Below are 16280 nucleotides of genomic sequence, written 5' to 3' on the forward strand. Positions count from 1 at the left end.
GTCCAGGTCTTACCCTTGACTTTCCAGCAATTCTCTAAAGCCTGCTTCATCCATGACAGGCACTCCCAGCTTTTCGGCCTTCTCCAGCTTGGAGCCTGCCTTTTCACCCGCGATGACCAGGTCCGTTTTCTTGCTCACGCTGCCCGTCACTTTTCCCCCCAGACGGGCGATCGCTTCTTCCGCTTCCTGGCGCGTCATCGTCGCCAGCGTACCGGTCAAAACGACGGTCTTGCCCGAAAGCGGCAAGTCCGCTCCGGTCTCGACACGAATGCCCTTATAGCTCATATTGACCCCGGCAGCCTTCAGCCGCTCGATCACCGCTTGGGCCTGCGGCTGGCGGAAGTAGCCTACGATGCTGGACGCCATTTTCGGTCCAATCTCGTCAATGACAGTCAAATCTTCTTCGTTTGCGGCCATGATGCCGTCCATCTCGCCGAAGTGCTCGGCAAGCACGCGCGCTGCCTTTGCTCCCACGAGACGGATGCCCAACCCGAAGAGCAGCCGCTCCAGCGAATTTTCCTTGCTGGTCTCAATGGCGGCTAGCAGGTTGTCGACCGACTTTTCCCCCATCCGCTCCAGCCCGAGCAAGACGTCGCGCTGCTGGTGCAGATAGTACAGGTCGGCTACGCTGCGGATGATGTCCTTTTCAAAAAGGGAAGCGACCACCTTTTCTCCCAAGCCCTCGATGTTCATCGCCTGGCGGGAGACAAAATGAATGATGCCCTCGCGGATTTGCGCCGGACACATCGGATTGATGCAGCGAAGCGCCACCTCTTCTTCCAGACGCACCAGCTCACTGCCGCACTCAGGGCAATGCGTCGGCATCGCAAAAGGAGTCTCGCTTCCGTCGCGCCGCTCCGGCAGGACAGCCACAATTTCCGGGATAATGTCGCCAGCCTTTTTGACCATGACATGGTCGCCGATCAACAGCCCCTTTTCCCGGATCATGTCTTCATTGTGCAGCGAAGCGCGTTTTACCGTGGTGCCGGCCAGACTGACCGGCTCCAGAATAGCCGTAGGCGTAACGGTACCGGTACGTCCGACAGATACTTCAATCCCCTTCAATACCGTAATCGCTTCCTCTGCCGGAAATTTATACGCCACCGCCCAGCGAGGGCTTTTCGCCGTGAAGCCAAGCTCCTGCTGCTGGGCGTAGCTGTCCACTTTAATCACCATGCCGTCGATATCGTAAGCAAGCTGCGGCCGTTTTTCCACCCAGCTGTTGACAAAGCCGATCACGTCATCAATGTTGTCAAACGTGCGCCGGTCCTTATTTACCTTGAAGCCGAGCGACTCCAGCAAATCCAATCCTTCGCTGTGAGACTCGACATCTACCCCCTGCACATCGCCGATGGCGTAGATGAAGGTGTCCAGCTGGCGGGAAGCCGCTATCTTGGGATCGAGCTGACGAAGCGATCCGGCTGCGGAGTTGCGCGGGTTGGCAAACAGGGCTTCTCCGCGTTCCTCCCGTTCCTTGTTCAGCTTTTCAAAGGCTGTGCGCGGCATGAACGCCTCACCGCGCACCTCGATTGTCAGAGGGCGGGACAGCCGGAGCGGAATCGAGCGGATCGTCCGCAAATTTTGCGTAATATCCTCCCCGGTCGTCCCGTCTCCGCGAGTGGCTCCCTTGACAAATACCCCGTCCTCATAGTGGAGGGAAATAGCCAAGCCGTCAATCTTTAATTCGCAGACATAGCGGACGTTTTGACTGCCTACAGCCTGGCGAACGCGCCGGTCGAAATCGCGCAAATCTTCCTCGTCAAAGGCATTGCCCAGGCTGAGCATCGGCGTTTTGTGCACCACTTTTTCAAAAGCCGCAAGCGGGACGCTTCCCACCCGCTGCGTCGGAGAATCGGGCGTGACCATATCGGGAAAAAGGTCTTCCAACCCCTGCAATTCCCTTACCAGATTATCGTATTCCTGGTCGCTAATTTCCGGTTGGTCTTCTGTATGATACAGACGGTTGTGATGCTCGATTTGTTCCCGCAATTCGCGAATTCTTGCTTCCGCCGTCAATCGATCCATGTCCTTCATCCTTTGCTATTCCGTTTCCCCCGAGGGCTTCTCGGGCAAGTCCTCTTATGTGTTTCCGCTTGCCTGCAAAAAGATTCCGCACCGTATAGAATACTATCCCCGCTCGATCGGAGCAAATTTCGCGAGCAGCTTTTTGATTCCGGTCGGACTCGGGAAGGCGATGTCCAGCTCCGTATCGTCTCCGCTTCCTTTCACCTTGACGACCGTTCCGGTGCCCCATTTGCCGTGCTTCACCTTGTCGCCTACTTTCCAATCGATGCCGGAACCGCCGCCATGTCCCTGCAATTTGGTCGGAGCGGCCATGGCCGGCCGGGAAAAGGCAGAGGCCCCTGTAGCGCCGGGACGCTGTCCAAAAGCGGACTTTGTCCCTGTATCCGACTGACCCGCTCCGTAGCGGCCAAACCCGTCACGCTGGCCGTATCCGCGTTGTCCAAAGGAGCCCCCTTGCATTCCGCCTGATTCTTGAGCAGGATTCCCCTCCAACAGCTCGGCGGGAATCTCCTTGAAAAAGCGCGAGGGCGCATTCACATTGGTTCTGCCAAACAAGGTCCGCATCCGCGCCGATGTCAAATACAGACGCTCCTCGGCCCGGGTAATCCCCACGTAGGCGAGGCGGCGTTCTTCCTCCATCTCCGCATCGTCGAACAGCGATCGGCTGTGCGGGAATACCCCTTCCTCCATTCCCGCCAGAAAGACGACCGGAAACTCCAGCCCCTTGGCGCTGTGCAGCGTCATCAGGACAACCTGGCCCTCGGCGGATACCTCCTCCTCGGTCTGGCCGTTATCTCCCAAGGTGTCGATGTCGGCCACCAAAGCAAGGTCGGTCAGGAAGGCGAGCAGGCTCTTGTCCTCGTTCTTCCGCTCGAACTCCTGAGTCACGGACAAAAGCTCCTCGATGTTCTCCAGCCGCGCCGCGGACTCCAGCGTCTTTTCTTCCTTCAGCATCTCCCGGTATCCGATGCGCTTCAGCACTTCCTCGACCAGCTCCGTCACGGACAGGTAGTCTGTCATCTGCATCAGGTTCGTGATCAGATCGTTAAACGAAAGGATCGCGTTCGTCGTGCGGGCGGGCAGTCCCATATAGCCCGCTTCCTGGATCGCGCCGTACAGGGATTGGCCGTGGGCATTCGCGTAAGCCTGCAGCTTTTCCACCGTCGTATCGCCGATGTTTCGCTTCGGCACATTGATAATCCGGGTCAGGCTGATGTCGTCATCCGGATTGGAGATCACCCGCAAATAGGCCAGAATGTCTTTAATCTCTTTGCGGTCGTAGAACTTCGTGCCGCCCACGATCGTGTAGGGGATATTCGATTTGATGAACACTTCCTCGACCACGCGGGACTGGGCGTTGGTGCGGTAGAGAACGGCAAACTTGTCGTATCGTTTGTACGCAGCCATCTGCTTGCGGATCGTATCCACGATGAAATACGCTTCGTCGTGCTCGGAATCGCCCTGGAAGCAGGTGATTTTTTCCCCTGTGTCGTTTTCCGTCCAGAGCTTTTTCTCCTTGCGCATGACGTTGTTCGCGATCACCTGGTTGGCCGCCTGCAAAATCGTTTTGGTCGAGCGGTAGTTTTGCTCCAGTTTGATCAATTTCGCTTCCGGATAGTCCTTTTCAAAGTTCAGGATGATGGAAATATCCGCTCCGCGCCACTTGTAAATGCTCTGGTCGGCATCCCCGACGCAGCAGACGTTGCGGAATTTGTCCGCGAGCATGGAGATGAGCATGTACTGGGCTCGGTTTGTATCCTGATACTCATCGACATGAATGTAGCGGAATTTCTTTTGGTAGTATTCGAGCACTTCCGGCACTTCCTTAAACAGCCGGACAGTCGTCATGATCAGGTCGTCAAAGTCCAGGGACTGGTTGTTTTTCAGTTTCTTTTGGTACAGCTCGTATACCTTGGCCACGACCATCGAGTAGGCGTCTTTGGCAAGATTCGCGTATCGGACCGGATCGGTCAGCTCGTTTTTGGCGCCGCTGATCGCCGCCAGCAGGCCGCGCGGCTCGTACTGCTTCGGATCTATGTTCAGCTCTTTCAGACATTGCTTGATGACGGACAGTTGATCGCCGGAGTCGAGAATGGAGAAGCTCCGGTTTATGCCCAGACGGTCAATATCTCTTCGCAGGATGCGGACACAGAGCGAGTGGAATGTGGAAATCCAGGTGTCCTCCGCTTCGCGGCCGATGATTGCGGCTACGCGGTTTTGCATCTCTCTTGCCGCCTTGTTGGTAAAGGTAATCGCCAGAATGCTCCAGGGAGCCACGCGCTTTTCCTGAATCAGATAGGCAATCCGCTGGGTCAGCACCTTGGTCTTGCCGCTGCCTGCTCCGGCGAGTATGAGTACCGGCCCTTCCGTGGTCAGGACAGCTTCCCGCTGCTGCGGATTCAGTCCGGATATAATTCGGTCAACTGTAGACATATGTACAACTTCCACCTTTCCTGCCTCTCAAAACGCTCCCGAACGAAAGCATATGTTCTTATTTTCGCACAGATCGCGGGAGAGTTCCAGTCAAACCGGGGGAGGGATTGCTGGCAAACAGAGTAAACGCCAACCGTGTCCTATCCTGTCGATTCGCCGTCTGGCAAGAGCGGCTCATACATCATATATGCGTGGTTCTCGGCAATGAACTCATCGTCAATCAGCTTGCCTTCCAGGTCGTACACACGCCGGCACAGAACATTGTGCCGTTCGTAGCCGCCCCAGAGAGCAGGGGTGATCCAATGCTGTTTTTCATACACTTCGTACCGTCTGGTCGGCGGGTGCTCGCCCCGCCATTCCCCGACGAGATAGCCGTCCGCAAGCGACAGCTGCAATTGAAAGGACTGGCTTGTCCGATTGGCTATCTGCAGGTCGAGGTAATTGTAAAAACACGTCGCTCCGCTGCCAAATGGCTGAGTCCGCCGCGAATCCGGAAAGACATCGTAGCTGTGCCGGTGCCGCTCTGTCACAGTCAAAGGCGTGAACAGCGTCATCCAGTAGATCAGGTTGGACAGCTGGCACAGACCTCCGCCTACGCCGGACAGCACCCGTCCATGCGACAGCAGCATCCCTTCCAGATACCCTTTGCGCCGGGTCGGCTTCCCGATCAGCTTCCAGTATGAGAACGTTTCGCCCGGACGGATCACGATTCCATGCAACCGTTCGGAGGCAATGCGCAGGTTAGTCACCTTGTTGTGCTGCATCCACATCTCGACGTTTTGCAGCTGCCGCAGCAAAGGGGTCTGATGACGTTTATGCAGGCAAGGAAGTCCCTCTTTTAGTCTCTTCCTGGCAAATTTTTTTCTCCCAAAGAACCAATCCCCGTATCGCTTGATGCGGTAATAACAAATGCCCGCTGCCAATCTCCAGCGGCTGCGCTTGATCGGTTTCATGTCACTCTCTCCCTCTGAAAGAAGCGAACAAGTCCAAAAGACCTGTACGCTCTCTATCTTCCGTCATGCTTGTCGTACAAGCGTCTAGGATATAAGGATGAATTTGCCAATTGGTATGGATTTGGATACGAACATCGTGTAAAGTAAAGATCAGCAGAATATTTAGAATATTGTGATGGAGAACAGGAGATTCACAGTATTCCATTCAGCATCCACGCTGGGGGGAATCTGTGATTTTTTGTTTTTTGGGGCCCCGAAAAAGCCATTGCATATTCCAGCCTGCAAAACCGTGCTCCCCGTATTTTACGATCGCTTTTAGGGAGGCAAAAAATGTCGAGGAGGAGATGTACATGCTTCGCTTTGGAAAAACGTTGATGGCCGCAGTCCTTGCGGTCGGATTGCTGCAACCGCTCGCAGCCATGGCTGCACCCAATGAACATGCTCACCGCATAGACACCATCGCGCACCGGGGCGCTTCCGGCTATGCGCCTGAGAACACCATGGCGGCGTTTCGCAAAGCCGTGAAAATGAAGGCCGATTATATCGAGATCGACGTGCAAGTGACAAAGGACGGGCATATGGTGGTCATCCACGACAATACCGTTGACCGCACAACAGACGGCACCGGAAAAGTGAAGGATTTGACCCTCGAAGAAATCCGCGAGCTGGATGCGGGCAGTTTCTTTGGACCAGAGTTCGCAGGTGAACAAATTCCCACTTTCGAAGAGGTGCTTGATGAATTTCGCGGCAAGACCGGCATCCTGATCGAATTGAAATCCCCCGAGCTGTATCCGGGTGTGGAGGAGATGGTAGCCGACGCCCTGCGCGAGCGAAACATGGACAAGCCGGCCAATAACAAGATTATTGTTCAATCGTTTAACTTCGACTCGGTGAAAACATTCCACGAGCTTTTGCCGGATATCCCTGTCGGCGTTCTGACCAACAAGCCCGAGCAGTTGACCGATGAGATGCTCGACGAATTTGCTGCCTATGCGCACTATGTGAATCCCAGCCTGAAATTGTTTTCCCCGGAATTGCTTGAGCGCGTGCACGAACGCGGGATGAAAATGTCTGTCTGGACCGTACGGAAACCGGAAGAAGTAAAGCCGCTGCTAGACGCAGGTGTTGACGGCATCATCTCGGATTATCCCGATTACGTGCCCCGCAACAAACACAAGTAAGAACCGCTTCAATGGAACGCCTCTTAAGTCTGCTTGCGCCTTTGTCTTTCTGTGTCAAAGGGAAAAGAGAGCGTCAGCCGATTACCATTCGCGACCTTTCGTCCGTATCACATCGGACGAAAGGTCGTTTCATTTCCCGGCGAGACAAAGCTTCGCGTTTTTTGAACAAATACAAAAGAGACCCGCTTCCGAGTCTCTCTTGTTGAAAACATCGCGCCTGTTGGAGCCGGAAGCTCTTCCGAACGCTTCTTCCGGCTACCCTTTCACAGCCCGAACGGTCGACAAAGCCGCCTGCAACTCTTCGTAAATCACGTTGCCCACGACAATCGTATCGGCCACGGCCGCCATTTCCGCCGCCTGCTCCGCCGTCCGAATGCCGCCGCCGTAAAACAGATGCGCTTCCCCGGCGCCGCTTTTGCATGCCCGGACCACCGCCGGGTCCCCGTAAGCACCGCTGTACTCCACATAGACGATGGGCAGCCGGCATATTTTCGCGGCCGTCTGGGCGTATGCCTTGGCTTCCGCCGCGTCTTGTATCGGACGCGCCTTGGTCAGTCTGGCCACGCCCGAGTCAGGGTTGGCCACCAGATAGCCTTCGGTGATGATCTCGTCCCAATGTATGTACTGGCCGAAAGCCTTCAGTCCGCTGACGTGCGGGGCGAACAGCCAATCCGCATCCCCCGCATTGATCACCAGCGGGATGAAATACGAATCAAAGCCAGGGACAACCGCGTCCAGAGAGGATATTTCCAAAACGGCAGGAACCGCATAGCGGCGTATTCGGGACATCAGCTCCAGCGTGTTGTCATACGTCACGCCAAAGGTGCCGCCGACGATAACCGCATCCGTGCCGGATTCGCACAAGGCTTCCAGCGCATCGTCATCGATGGTTTTATCCGGGTCCAGTTTAAAGGTATGGCGCCAATTGCGATAGTCAATCAACGGTGCTGCCTCCTGCCTATTTTCCGATACGCTCAAGCGCCAGTTGATAGCCGTCGTTGCCGTAGTTCAAGCAACGCTTTACGCGAGAGATGGTCGCCGTGCTCGCTCCCGTCTCCGCTTCGATCTGATTGTAGGTGTAGCCTTTGCGCAGCATGCGAGCCACTTCCAGCCGCTGTGCCAACGACTGCATCTCATTGACGGTGCAGAGGTCGTCAAAAAACTGATAGCACTCTTCCATCGTCTCCAAGGAAAGAACGGCCTCAAACAACTGCTCGATCCCTTTTCCTTTTAGTTTTTCCAATTGCATGAGGATCACCCCGTCATAGGGAAGTTTTTTCACTGTAAAATTTTTAAGCGCTAAAGCTTACAAGATTATCTTAGAAGAAACGGGGCCACCCTGCAAGCCCTTATTCTCGGAATCCTATTCAAACTTGAGGTAGCTCGTCAGCGCCGGCGCATTCGGCACGATCGAAACCCATGTGTTGCCGCGCAATAGCGGCACTTCCTTGCTCATGGAAGCGTCCTCGTAAGCCCGAATAACGCCATTCGTCCGCTTCCATTTGACCTTTTTTGCCTTGCCTTGCTGAAACAGGTAGCCGTCTCCCGGACCGACCACGTCCACCTGGCGGCGCCCCTCGCCATCCAGCACGCGATGCTTGGCGGCAATGACCAGGAGATTGGTCGCCGACAGCTGCTCGTTATCCGTGAGGTCCAGATGCGGCTTGCCCTCTGTGAGCCGCATGTACTTTTTCTTTTCCGCATCGTAGACGAATCCGGCCTTGTTGAGCGAATGAAAGACGAGATCGATCTTCGTCGCAGGTTCGCCTTCCGCGATCACGGCATCCTCCGGCAAAAACGGAAAGTACGGCAGCTCGCCGGTCATGCGAATGCCTTTGTCCAGCATCGCCTGCTCAATCAACTCCGGCTTGGTATACAGATTATGCGGGGCATGGCGAAACTTCTCCCGCCAAAAATAGCGGCCGTTGGGAATTTCGTCGAGGTGGCTGTAATCGGAACGGGCCAACGTGTTGAGCGCGTCGGGGCTGCCTCCGGCGTGCACCAGCATGGCATCCAGTCCCGCCCCAAGCTGGATAAAATAAGGACGGATGCTGCGCACCGGCCCGATCACTTCCGGCCTTTGACTGTGAAAAACCGCGAGAAAGCGGGTCATTTCCCCTTCCGCCAGCACTTCGTATACCAGGTCCGCCTTGTTTACCCCGGATTGCGGGCGGGCCTGCGGAGCATTGTTCATCATAACCATGATCGGCCGCTGATCCAGCCTTGTCTGGCTGCCCAGACCGGTAAATGGCGCTGTGTAGGGGAGCTTCGGCTGTTCCGTCGGCGGCTGTACAATCGGAGCGGGCGGCTGCTCAGGCTGCGGCGTCGTCTCAGCCGGTTTGTTCGCACACGCTGCAAGCAGCGCCAGAGAAAGCAACATGAGGGTTCGTGTGATGCGTCTTTGCATGAAAGCGCTCCTTTCCAGTTTTCTCTCGCACCCTCCTTTTTTCTCTGAAAGCAAAACAGAATCCTGCTTCCACACGTTTTCCACGATTCTCATACGCCGCTGCCACACATCCAGACAGCGACTGTGCTACAATTTAGGCAAACACAGATGAAAAGCGAGGAAGCAAGCCATGCAAACTCCCTACCTCGTCTATCTGGTAGATGACGAAACCAGCCTGTTGGAGCTATTGAAATCGTACTTGCAAAACGCCGGTTTTCAGGTTCGCGCGTTTCAAAGCGGTGCCGAGGTTCTCCCCGTCCTGGAAGAACCGGAGCAGCCCCATATATGGATTCTCGACATCATGCTTCCGGACATCGATGGCTATGAGCTGCTGCGCCTGATCCGCGGCAAATCCGATGTGCCCATCGTCTTTATTTCCGCCCGCGATCAGGACATGGACAAAATCATCGGGCTGGAGCTGGGCAGCGACGATTATCTGGCCAAGCCGTTCTTGCCCCGGGAGCTCGTCATCCGCGTGCAGAAGCTGCTGCAGCGCACCTACGAAAAAGGAGCGGCGGCAGTCCCTGCTCCCGCCCAGGTCTCCTATCAGGATTGGGTGACGGTCGGCCCGTACCAGATCTCTGAGAAGGGACGACAGGTAAAGGAAAGCGGGAACCAGATCGAACTGACCACCAAAGAATTCGAGCTGATCGTCTACCTCCTCCATAATCAGGGCTTGGCGCTCAATCGCGAGCAAATCCTGACCGCGATTTGGGGAGAGGACTACATCGGCTCTGACCGGGCCGTGGACGATCTGGTCAAGCGCATCCGCAAAAAAATGCCCAAGTTCCCGCTGGAGACGGTGTACGGCTTCGGCTACCGGATGACCCGCACATGAGCAAATTCCGACTGAAAAACCTGCCGCTCTCCCGGCAAATCCTCATCCTGTTCATGCTTCTGACCAGCGTCTTGGGGATTGGTGTCGGGATTGTTTTTCCTTTCGCCGTCAAGCAGTACCTCGTCAACAACACGTATTCGCTGCTGGAGCAGGAGTTTTACACCCTGTCTGACCACATCTCCTTCAACGAGCACAACGAGCTGCTGCCGGTGCCCTCGGTTGCTCCATATTTTTTGCAGGTGCTGCTGTCTCGGTATGAATACTCGTTCGATATGATCGTCTTTTCGACTGACGGCGTGGAGCTGGGCAGCCGCATTACCGAACGGGAACGGATTTCCTATAACGACGTGGCCGGGCTCTACAAGAAAGCGGCCTCCTATCCCGGCAACAAGCTGCAGCACGGGACGCTGGAGCGGGGCGGAGAAGACTATCTGTTCGTCAGCAGGCTGATGGACTATCACGGCTTTCCGTACTATATGGTGCTGTTCTCCAAGGAGCGCGAGCTGAATCAAATCAACTCGCTGTTGACCAGACAGTTTCTCATGATCTTTGTCGTGCTGCTCCTGATCAGCTGGCTGTTGGCCGTCTGGTTCAGCCGCTACTTGAGCAAACCGCTTCGCTCACTGGACGAATCGTGCCAAAAAATCGCCCGGCGCCAGTTTGATACGCCGCTCACGCTGGATCGGGGAGACGAGATCGGCCAATTGGCCCGCTCCTTTGAAACGATGAAGCACCAACTGAAGGAACACGATGAATCCCAGCGCTATTTCGTGCAAAATATTTCTCACGAGCTAAAGACGCCGATCATGGCGATACAAGGCTACACCCAAGGCCTGCTGGAAGGAGTTTTCCAGGGACCGCAAGCGGAAAAAGGGCTGCAAACGATCATGCAGGAAAGCAAGCGGTTGGAAAAGGTCGTGGGACAGCTCCTGTATCTGACCAAAATCGAGTCCGTCTCGCAAATGATGCAGATGGGCAGGGTCGATGTGACAGAGCTGTTCCAATTGCTGGAGCAGCGGCTCTCCGTACTGAACCCGGACATTACCTGGCAGCTTGATCTCCCCCCCGTCCTCATCCTCGAAGGCGATGGCGAACAGCTGAGCACTGCCTTTGTCAATATCCTGGAAAACCAGCTGCGCTACGCAAAAAGCCGGTTGATCGTGACCGGCCGGCAGAAGGATGACCAGGTCGTCATCACGATCGCAAACGACGGCCCGCCCATCGAAGAAGCTTTGCTCCCTCACCTGTTCCAGCGGTTCCGCAAGGGGAAATCGGGCAAGCACGGACTCGGCCTGGCCATCGCCCGCGCTGTCTTTGAAGCGCACAAAGGGGGCATCGCCGTCCGCAACGAGCCGGAAGGCCCGTGCTTTACGATCACACTGCCTGTAAAGAGATAGCAAACCAGCAGAAAAGCTCCGGATGTCCGGGGCTTTTTTGGCATTCGTTGCACATAACCATCAGCCTTGCCCGTTCGTTCTTTATTCATGAATACCTTAGCGGCGAAAAATTTGGTTAAACATTTCGGTGAACCTTTTTGAACTTGAGAGCTAATACCTCATGTATACAATCTCAGGGGGCCCCTATTATGAATGAACAACAAATAGAGTTCTGGTTGGACCGATTGATAGCCGGGGATCAGGAAGCGTTTGAAGCGGTCTATGGCATGACCCGCAAAAAAGTGTACGGAACGGTCGCGGTGCTGGTTCGCAACCGGGAAGACGTCGCTGAAATCGTCAGCGAAATTTATTACCAGCTGTGGAGATCGCTGCCCAACTATGACCGCAAGCGCCCCTTCCTGTTCTGGCTCAATGGAATCGTGATCAGGCAAGTCAGTCAATGGCGAAGACAAATTTGGAGAAGATTTCGGCTGCACGAAAAAAAGGCGAGGCTCGGGGAAGAAGCGCACGTGGAAATGCCTGACGAGCCGCTCCTTGAAGCCGAATCCAACCGGGAAATACGGGAAGCGATCAATCGGCTGCCATTCAAACTCAGAATCGTGGTTATCTATCGCTACTACTACGATTATTCTCACGATCAGATCGCTGAACTGCTGCAAATCCCTGTTGGCACCGTCAAGTCCAGAAACCGCCTGGCCTTGAAGCGGATACGAAAATGGTTTGACACTGAGCGGGATGGGGAGGGTTTCCAAATTGTCTATCTCAAAAAAAATTGAGCACTCGCTATCAGAGCACTTCGAAGAGATTGCGGTTCCGGAAGAAGTCGACCAGCGTGTCAGAGAGTCATTTATCCAATTTCACCAGGAACGGGAGAGAAAAACGATGAAAAAAAGATTGCTCGTATTCGGTATTGCCGCAGCCATTCTGCTGCCTACAGGGGTTTTCGCCGCCTTGGGAGGGCCGTCCTACTTCTTTAACAGCCAGGCAAATATTAACGGACTGGTGAATGAAGGCGTGAAACGGGCCATATCCGAAGGGTTGTCCGTACCGATCGACGAGAAAATAACGGATCAGGGCATTACGATCCATTTCAAGGAGATGTATGTCGAGGACACCAAAATTCTCGTCCACTACAGCATCGAGAAACAGGATGGAACACTGGTTCCTTACGAATTTGATACTTCGGGACTGCAGCTGATATCCGCCGGAAAAACAGACGGCGTTCAGACAGAAAACCCGACATTTCAGCAGCCCGGGCTGGAGGGCTTCTCGGTAGTAAGCTTTTTGCAGGCAGATACAGAAGGCCGGCTTCCCTTCTATCTGACAGACGACAGCGGCAAGGAAGTGGTGACAGGCATGGCGGTAGAGGACAAGCCGGAAGGGACGTTGGCGTTTCTAACGGATGGCTCTCATTTGCCCAAACCGCTCTATCTGAACGTCGGAATCGACCGGATCGGAAAAACAAAGGGAAGCTGGAAGGGGCAGTTTGTCGTTGACCAAAGCAAGGCAGAGCAGGCGACAAAAGCCGCTCAATAAGGAAAGAAAGCAGCCGCTCCTCTAGGCTTGCGGCGAGACAATATCCAGAATTCTGGACTCGACCGCTTCTTCGGTTATGTACCGAGGGGCGGTCGAGCTTATTTTGGATTGAAATCTATTTGATCGTTCCATATTTTTTATATTCCCACTAGAGCGAATATTCGTTGACGTCATCATATTCAATTGATATGTTTATTAAAATAATATGATACACAAATCTATTTGGGGGTCTCATCGTGAAAAAGAAAAACGCGCTTCTCCTACTCTCTGCTCTGCTGATCGGTTCGCTTGCTGCCGGATGCGGCACGGGCAACGGCGGGAATTCAGCTTCATCCGCTCCGTCTGCCTCGCCTGCTCCATCCTCAGAAGGCGGGGCTGGAAGCGGCGGCAGCTCCAACGTAATCAAGATTGCCACCCAAAGTCCGCTGTCCGGCGCCCAGTCGCTCGAAGGCGACGGCATCAAGCTGGGGGCGCAATTGGCCGTGCAAGACCGCGCGGAAGCGTTTCAACAGCTTGGTTTCGAGATCCAGCTCTTCCCGCAGGACGACCAGGCAGACCCGAAAATCGGCGTATCCAACGCGGAAATGCTGATTTCCGACCCGGATGTGTACGCGGTGATCGGCCATTACAATACCGGCGTCGCCATCCCGTCTTCGGTCAAGTATGAAGAAGGCAAGCTCGCCATGGTCTCCCCGGCAAATACCGGCGTCGAGCTGACAGAGGCAAACCGCAAGAGCGTAAACCGCCTCGTCGCCCGCAATGACCAGATCGCTCCGGCGGCAGCCAAGTACGCCAAAGACAAATTGGGGGCCGCGACGGTCTACCTCGCTCACGACAAAACTTCCTACGGTCAAGGTCTGACCGACGAAGTGCGCAAGGCATTCAAAGACCTGGGCGTGTCCGAAGTCGGCTACGAAGGCGTCACTGCCGGCGAAAAGGATTACAGCGCCATCGTCAACCAGCTGGTGGCGAAAAAGCCTGACCTCGTCTTCTTTGGAGGCATGTACGCGGAAATGGGCATCATCGCCAAGCAAGCCCGCGAAAAAGGCTTCACCGGCAAATTCATGGGCGGCGAAGGTCTGGAGTCGGCGGATATGTATAAAATTGCCGGGCCAGCTGCGGAAGGCATCGTCTACGCCACCGTTGTAAGCGACATCCGTTCAGAGGAGCAAGGCAAGCAATGGGTGGAAAAGTTCAAGGAAGCCTTTAACAAAGAGCCGGGCGCGTTCTCTCCCTTTGCCTATGACGCTACGCTGGTCGCCTTGAATGGGATTGAAAAAGCCATTCAGGAAAACGGCGGCAAAAAGCCTACCCGCGAGCAGGTCATGAACGCAATTCGCGCTGCAAGCGAATTCAGCGGTCTGTTCACGAAGGTCACCTTTGACGAAAAAGGCGACAACAAGCACTCCCAGGTTTACATCTATCAATATGGAAAAGAAAAGGCCGAATTTCTGGGCGAAGCAGGAAAATAAAGGTTGGAAAGGAATAGTACCTGTCTTGAAAAAAGACCGGGATGAAATTCGCAATGAATGGCTCACGACGATACAAATTGTCCGCCGAGTTGGGATACAGGCATCAACTGACAAGACCAGTCTAAGGATTGGTCTTCTTTTTTTAGAAAAACTAGGCAAAGTGCACTTTCATAACCTTTACCAGTAACATTTACGTTTACGTCAACGTTAGTCTTTGCTAAGATAGATATTGTCATTTTTTATTTGTGATGGGAGGAACCGTTCATGTATCGAATCGAGGAGGTCGCCAAAAAAACGAATTTGACCAAGCGGGCCCTCCGTTACTACGAGGAGCTGGGCCTGGTCAGTCCATCCGGCCGCACGGAAAGCGGGTATCGTCTGTACACGGACGAAGACGTCGCCCATATTCTGCACGTCAAAAACACCCGTGATCTCCTCGGCGCTTCCCTGCAGGAAATCAAGGAAATCATGGACCTCGGCAAACGGTACGAGCTTTTGAAGCAGGACTACTTTTCCGACAAGCACGCAAGCGAAAAGCTGCGTTTGTTGACAGAGCTGGAGGGAACGCTGAGGGCGCAGCGGGACGTCCTGCAGGAAAAGCTGAACAAGCTTGCCGACATGCTGCAGGGATACGATGACAAGCTGACTCGGATTACGAATAAGAAGCGGGAATTGGAAAAAGAGATCGAGGAGTGAACACCAGTGAGCAGTCATGAAGCTTCTTTCCAAACCTTGTTTAAACAGCCCAAATCGGCCTGGGCCGTCGCTTTCGCCTGTATTGTCGCCTTCATGGGGATCGGTCTGGTCGACCCGATTCTGCCGGCGATTGCCGAAAAACTGAACGCCACCCCCAGCCAGGTGTCCCTGCTGTTTACCAGCTACATGGTAATGACAGGCGTTACCATGCTGGTGACCGGATGGGTATCCAGCCGGATTGGCCCGAAGCCTACTCTCCTGTTTGGACTTTTGATGATTATCCTCTTTGCCTTTATGGGCGGCATGTCGAACTCCGTCACGGAGATCGTCTGGTACCGCGCCGGTTGGGGGCTGGGGAACGCCTTTTTCATTTCCACCGCACTCGCCGTCATCGTCAGCGTCGCCAGCGGCGGTACGGCGGGGGCTATCGTCTTGTATGAAGCGGCGATCGGGCTTGGCATGTCTGTTGGTCCCCTGCTCGGAGGACTGCTTGGCGGCATTAGCTGGCGAGGACCGTTCTTTGGCGTTTCTGTATTGATGGCCATTGCCTTCCTCGCTGTTTTTGTCTTGTTGAATGAAGTACCTGCTCCAAAACGGCGCAGTTCTCTCATTGATCCGTTGCGGGCGCTGACTCACCGGGGACTGTTTACCCTGGCTGTCACCGCGCTTTTGTACAATTACGGATTCTTTACGCTGCTTGCCTTCTCTCCCTTTGTTTTGCACATGGATGAACACAGCCTCGGCTTCGTCTTTTTCTTCTGGGGCGTGATGCTGGCGATTACCTCGGTGATTATTGCGCCGCTGCTGCAAAGGAAATACGGTTCCATCCCCACGCTCAACATGATGCTGCTCATTCTGGCTATTGTTCTGGCTGTTATGGGATTCGGCGTACAATCGCAAACGATTCTGGTGATTGCCATCGTCATCGCTGGGGCCGTACTCGGTATCGTCAATACGGTTTTAACTACCGCCGTGATGGATGTGGCGCCATTCGAACGCGCGGTCGCTTCCTCTGCGTACAGCTTTGTCCGTTTTTCCGGCGGCGCGATCGCACCGTGGCTGGCAGGGAAGCTGGCGGAATGGTATTCGCCGAATGTGCCGTTTTACGCGGGCGCGGTTGCGGTGATTGTCAGCATTCTGGTACTTGCTGCTGGGAAAAAGGTCTTGGCTCATGTCAAATAAGGGGCTTTGACTGGGCATTCGCATATCATAAAGAAACACGCGAGCATTTTCTTGCTGCCAGTTCTGCTCTGAAAGCTGCTGTGGTGGAGAGAAGCCTGTTTCCATTCTCCGCTCCGGTCTT

At 54.6% G+C, this 16280-nt stretch carries 14 protein-coding genes; 8 read left to right on the forward strand and 6 right to left on the reverse strand.

Features of this window, described 5'->3' with window-relative positions; genetic code table 11:
- Window positions 1–9: 9 nt before the first annotated feature.
- The 3 genes from ligA to Q3F21_RS15695 all read right to left on the reverse strand — a co-directional run bounded on the left by ligA (window position 10) and on the right by Q3F21_RS15695 (window position 5411).
- On the reverse strand, window positions 10–2025 hold the full coding sequence (gene ligA / locus Q3F21_RS15685; RefSeq protein ID WP_340254718.1) for an NAD-dependent DNA ligase LigA: 2016 nt from the start codon (window positions 2023–2025) through the stop codon (window positions 10–12).
- 102 nt (window positions 2026–2127) lie between these two features.
- Window positions 2128–4458, reverse strand: coding sequence for a DNA helicase PcrA (gene pcrA / locus Q3F21_RS15690; RefSeq protein ID WP_340254721.1), 2331 nt, complete (start codon window positions 4456–4458; stop codon window positions 2128–2130).
- Window positions 4459–4598: 140 nt separating this feature from the next.
- Entirely contained in the window at window positions 4599–5411 is an 813-nt protein-coding gene (locus Q3F21_RS15695; protein ID WP_340254724.1) for a VanW family protein, read from the reverse strand.
- A 350-nt stretch (window positions 5412–5761) separates the two neighbouring features.
- On the opposite strand from Q3F21_RS15695, the gene Q3F21_RS15700 reads away from it, so the two are divergent.
- Window positions 5762–6592 carry a glycerophosphodiester phosphodiesterase gene (locus Q3F21_RS15700; RefSeq protein WP_425341261.1) on the forward strand — a complete coding sequence of 277 codons (831 nt, stop codon included), beginning with the start codon at window positions 5762–5764 and terminating at the stop codon, window positions 6590–6592.
- Window positions 6593–6847: 255 nt separating this feature from the next.
- Here Q3F21_RS15700 and Q3F21_RS15705 read toward each other — a convergent pair whose 3' ends face one another.
- From Q3F21_RS15705 to Q3F21_RS15715, 3 genes are all read right to left on the reverse strand, one after another.
- Window positions 6848–7534 carry a heptaprenylglyceryl phosphate synthase gene (locus Q3F21_RS15705; protein WP_340254727.1) on the reverse strand — a complete coding sequence of 229 codons (687 nt, stop codon included), beginning with the start codon at window positions 7532–7534 and terminating at the stop codon, window positions 6848–6850.
- Between the two features lie 16 nt (window positions 7535–7550).
- The gene (locus Q3F21_RS15710; protein WP_340254730.1) at window positions 7551–7841 is read right to left on the reverse strand and encodes a YerC/YecD family TrpR-related protein; all 291 of its coding nucleotides are present in this window, start codon (window positions 7839–7841) and stop codon (window positions 7551–7553) included.
- Between the two features lie 114 nt (window positions 7842–7955).
- Window positions 7956–8999 (reverse strand): DUF3048 domain-containing protein, encoded by a 1044-nt coding sequence (locus Q3F21_RS15715; protein ID WP_340254733.1) that lies wholly within the window; start codon window positions 8997–8999, stop codon window positions 7956–7958.
- Window positions 9000–9168: 169 nt separating this feature from the next.
- Here Q3F21_RS15715 and Q3F21_RS15720 point away from each other — a divergent pair, with 169 nt between their 5' ends.
- From Q3F21_RS15720 to Q3F21_RS15750, 7 genes are all read left to right on the forward strand, one after another.
- A complete protein-coding gene (locus Q3F21_RS15720) occupies window positions 9169–9876 on the forward strand; it encodes a response regulator transcription factor (RefSeq protein ID WP_340254736.1) in 708 nt (235 codons plus the stop codon).
- Window positions 9873–11273, forward strand: a complete 1401-nt coding sequence (locus tag Q3F21_RS15725; RefSeq protein WP_340254739.1) for a sensor histidine kinase — start codon at window positions 9873–9875, stop codon at window positions 11271–11273. Before Q3F21_RS15720 ends, Q3F21_RS15725 begins: the two co-directional genes overlap by 4 nt.
- 188 nt (window positions 11274–11461) lie before the next feature.
- Window positions 11462–12049 (forward strand): sigma-70 family RNA polymerase sigma factor, encoded by a 588-nt coding sequence (locus Q3F21_RS15730; protein WP_340254742.1) that lies wholly within the window; start codon window positions 11462–11464, stop codon window positions 12047–12049.
- The gene (locus tag Q3F21_RS15735) at window positions 12027–12809 is read left to right on the forward strand and encodes a DUF4179 domain-containing protein (RefSeq protein ID WP_340254745.1); all 783 of its coding nucleotides are present in this window, start codon (window positions 12027–12029) and stop codon (window positions 12807–12809) included. The genes Q3F21_RS15730 and Q3F21_RS15735 overlap by 23 nt, the downstream gene beginning before the upstream one ends.
- Window positions 12810–13045: 236 nt before the next feature.
- Complete coding sequence (locus Q3F21_RS15740) at window positions 13046–14281, forward strand: branched-chain amino acid ABC transporter substrate-binding protein (protein ID WP_340254748.1); 1236 nt, start codon at window positions 13046–13048, stop codon at window positions 14279–14281.
- Window positions 14282–14545: 264 nt separating this feature from the next.
- On the forward strand, window positions 14546–14977 hold the full coding sequence (locus tag Q3F21_RS15745; RefSeq protein ID WP_340254751.1) for a MerR family transcriptional regulator: 432 nt from the start codon (window positions 14546–14548) through the stop codon (window positions 14975–14977).
- 6 nt (window positions 14978–14983) lie between these two features.
- Window positions 14984–16159 carry an MFS transporter gene (locus tag Q3F21_RS15750; RefSeq protein WP_340254754.1) on the forward strand — a complete coding sequence of 392 codons (1176 nt, stop codon included), beginning with the start codon at window positions 14984–14986 and terminating at the stop codon, window positions 16157–16159.
- The last annotated feature ends 121 nt before the right edge of the window (window positions 16160–16280 follow it).

The organism is Brevibacillus borstelensis (assembly GCF_037834415.1).
Classification (GTDB): domain Bacteria; phylum Bacillota; class Bacilli; order Brevibacillales; family Brevibacillaceae; genus Brevibacillus; species Brevibacillus borstelensis_A.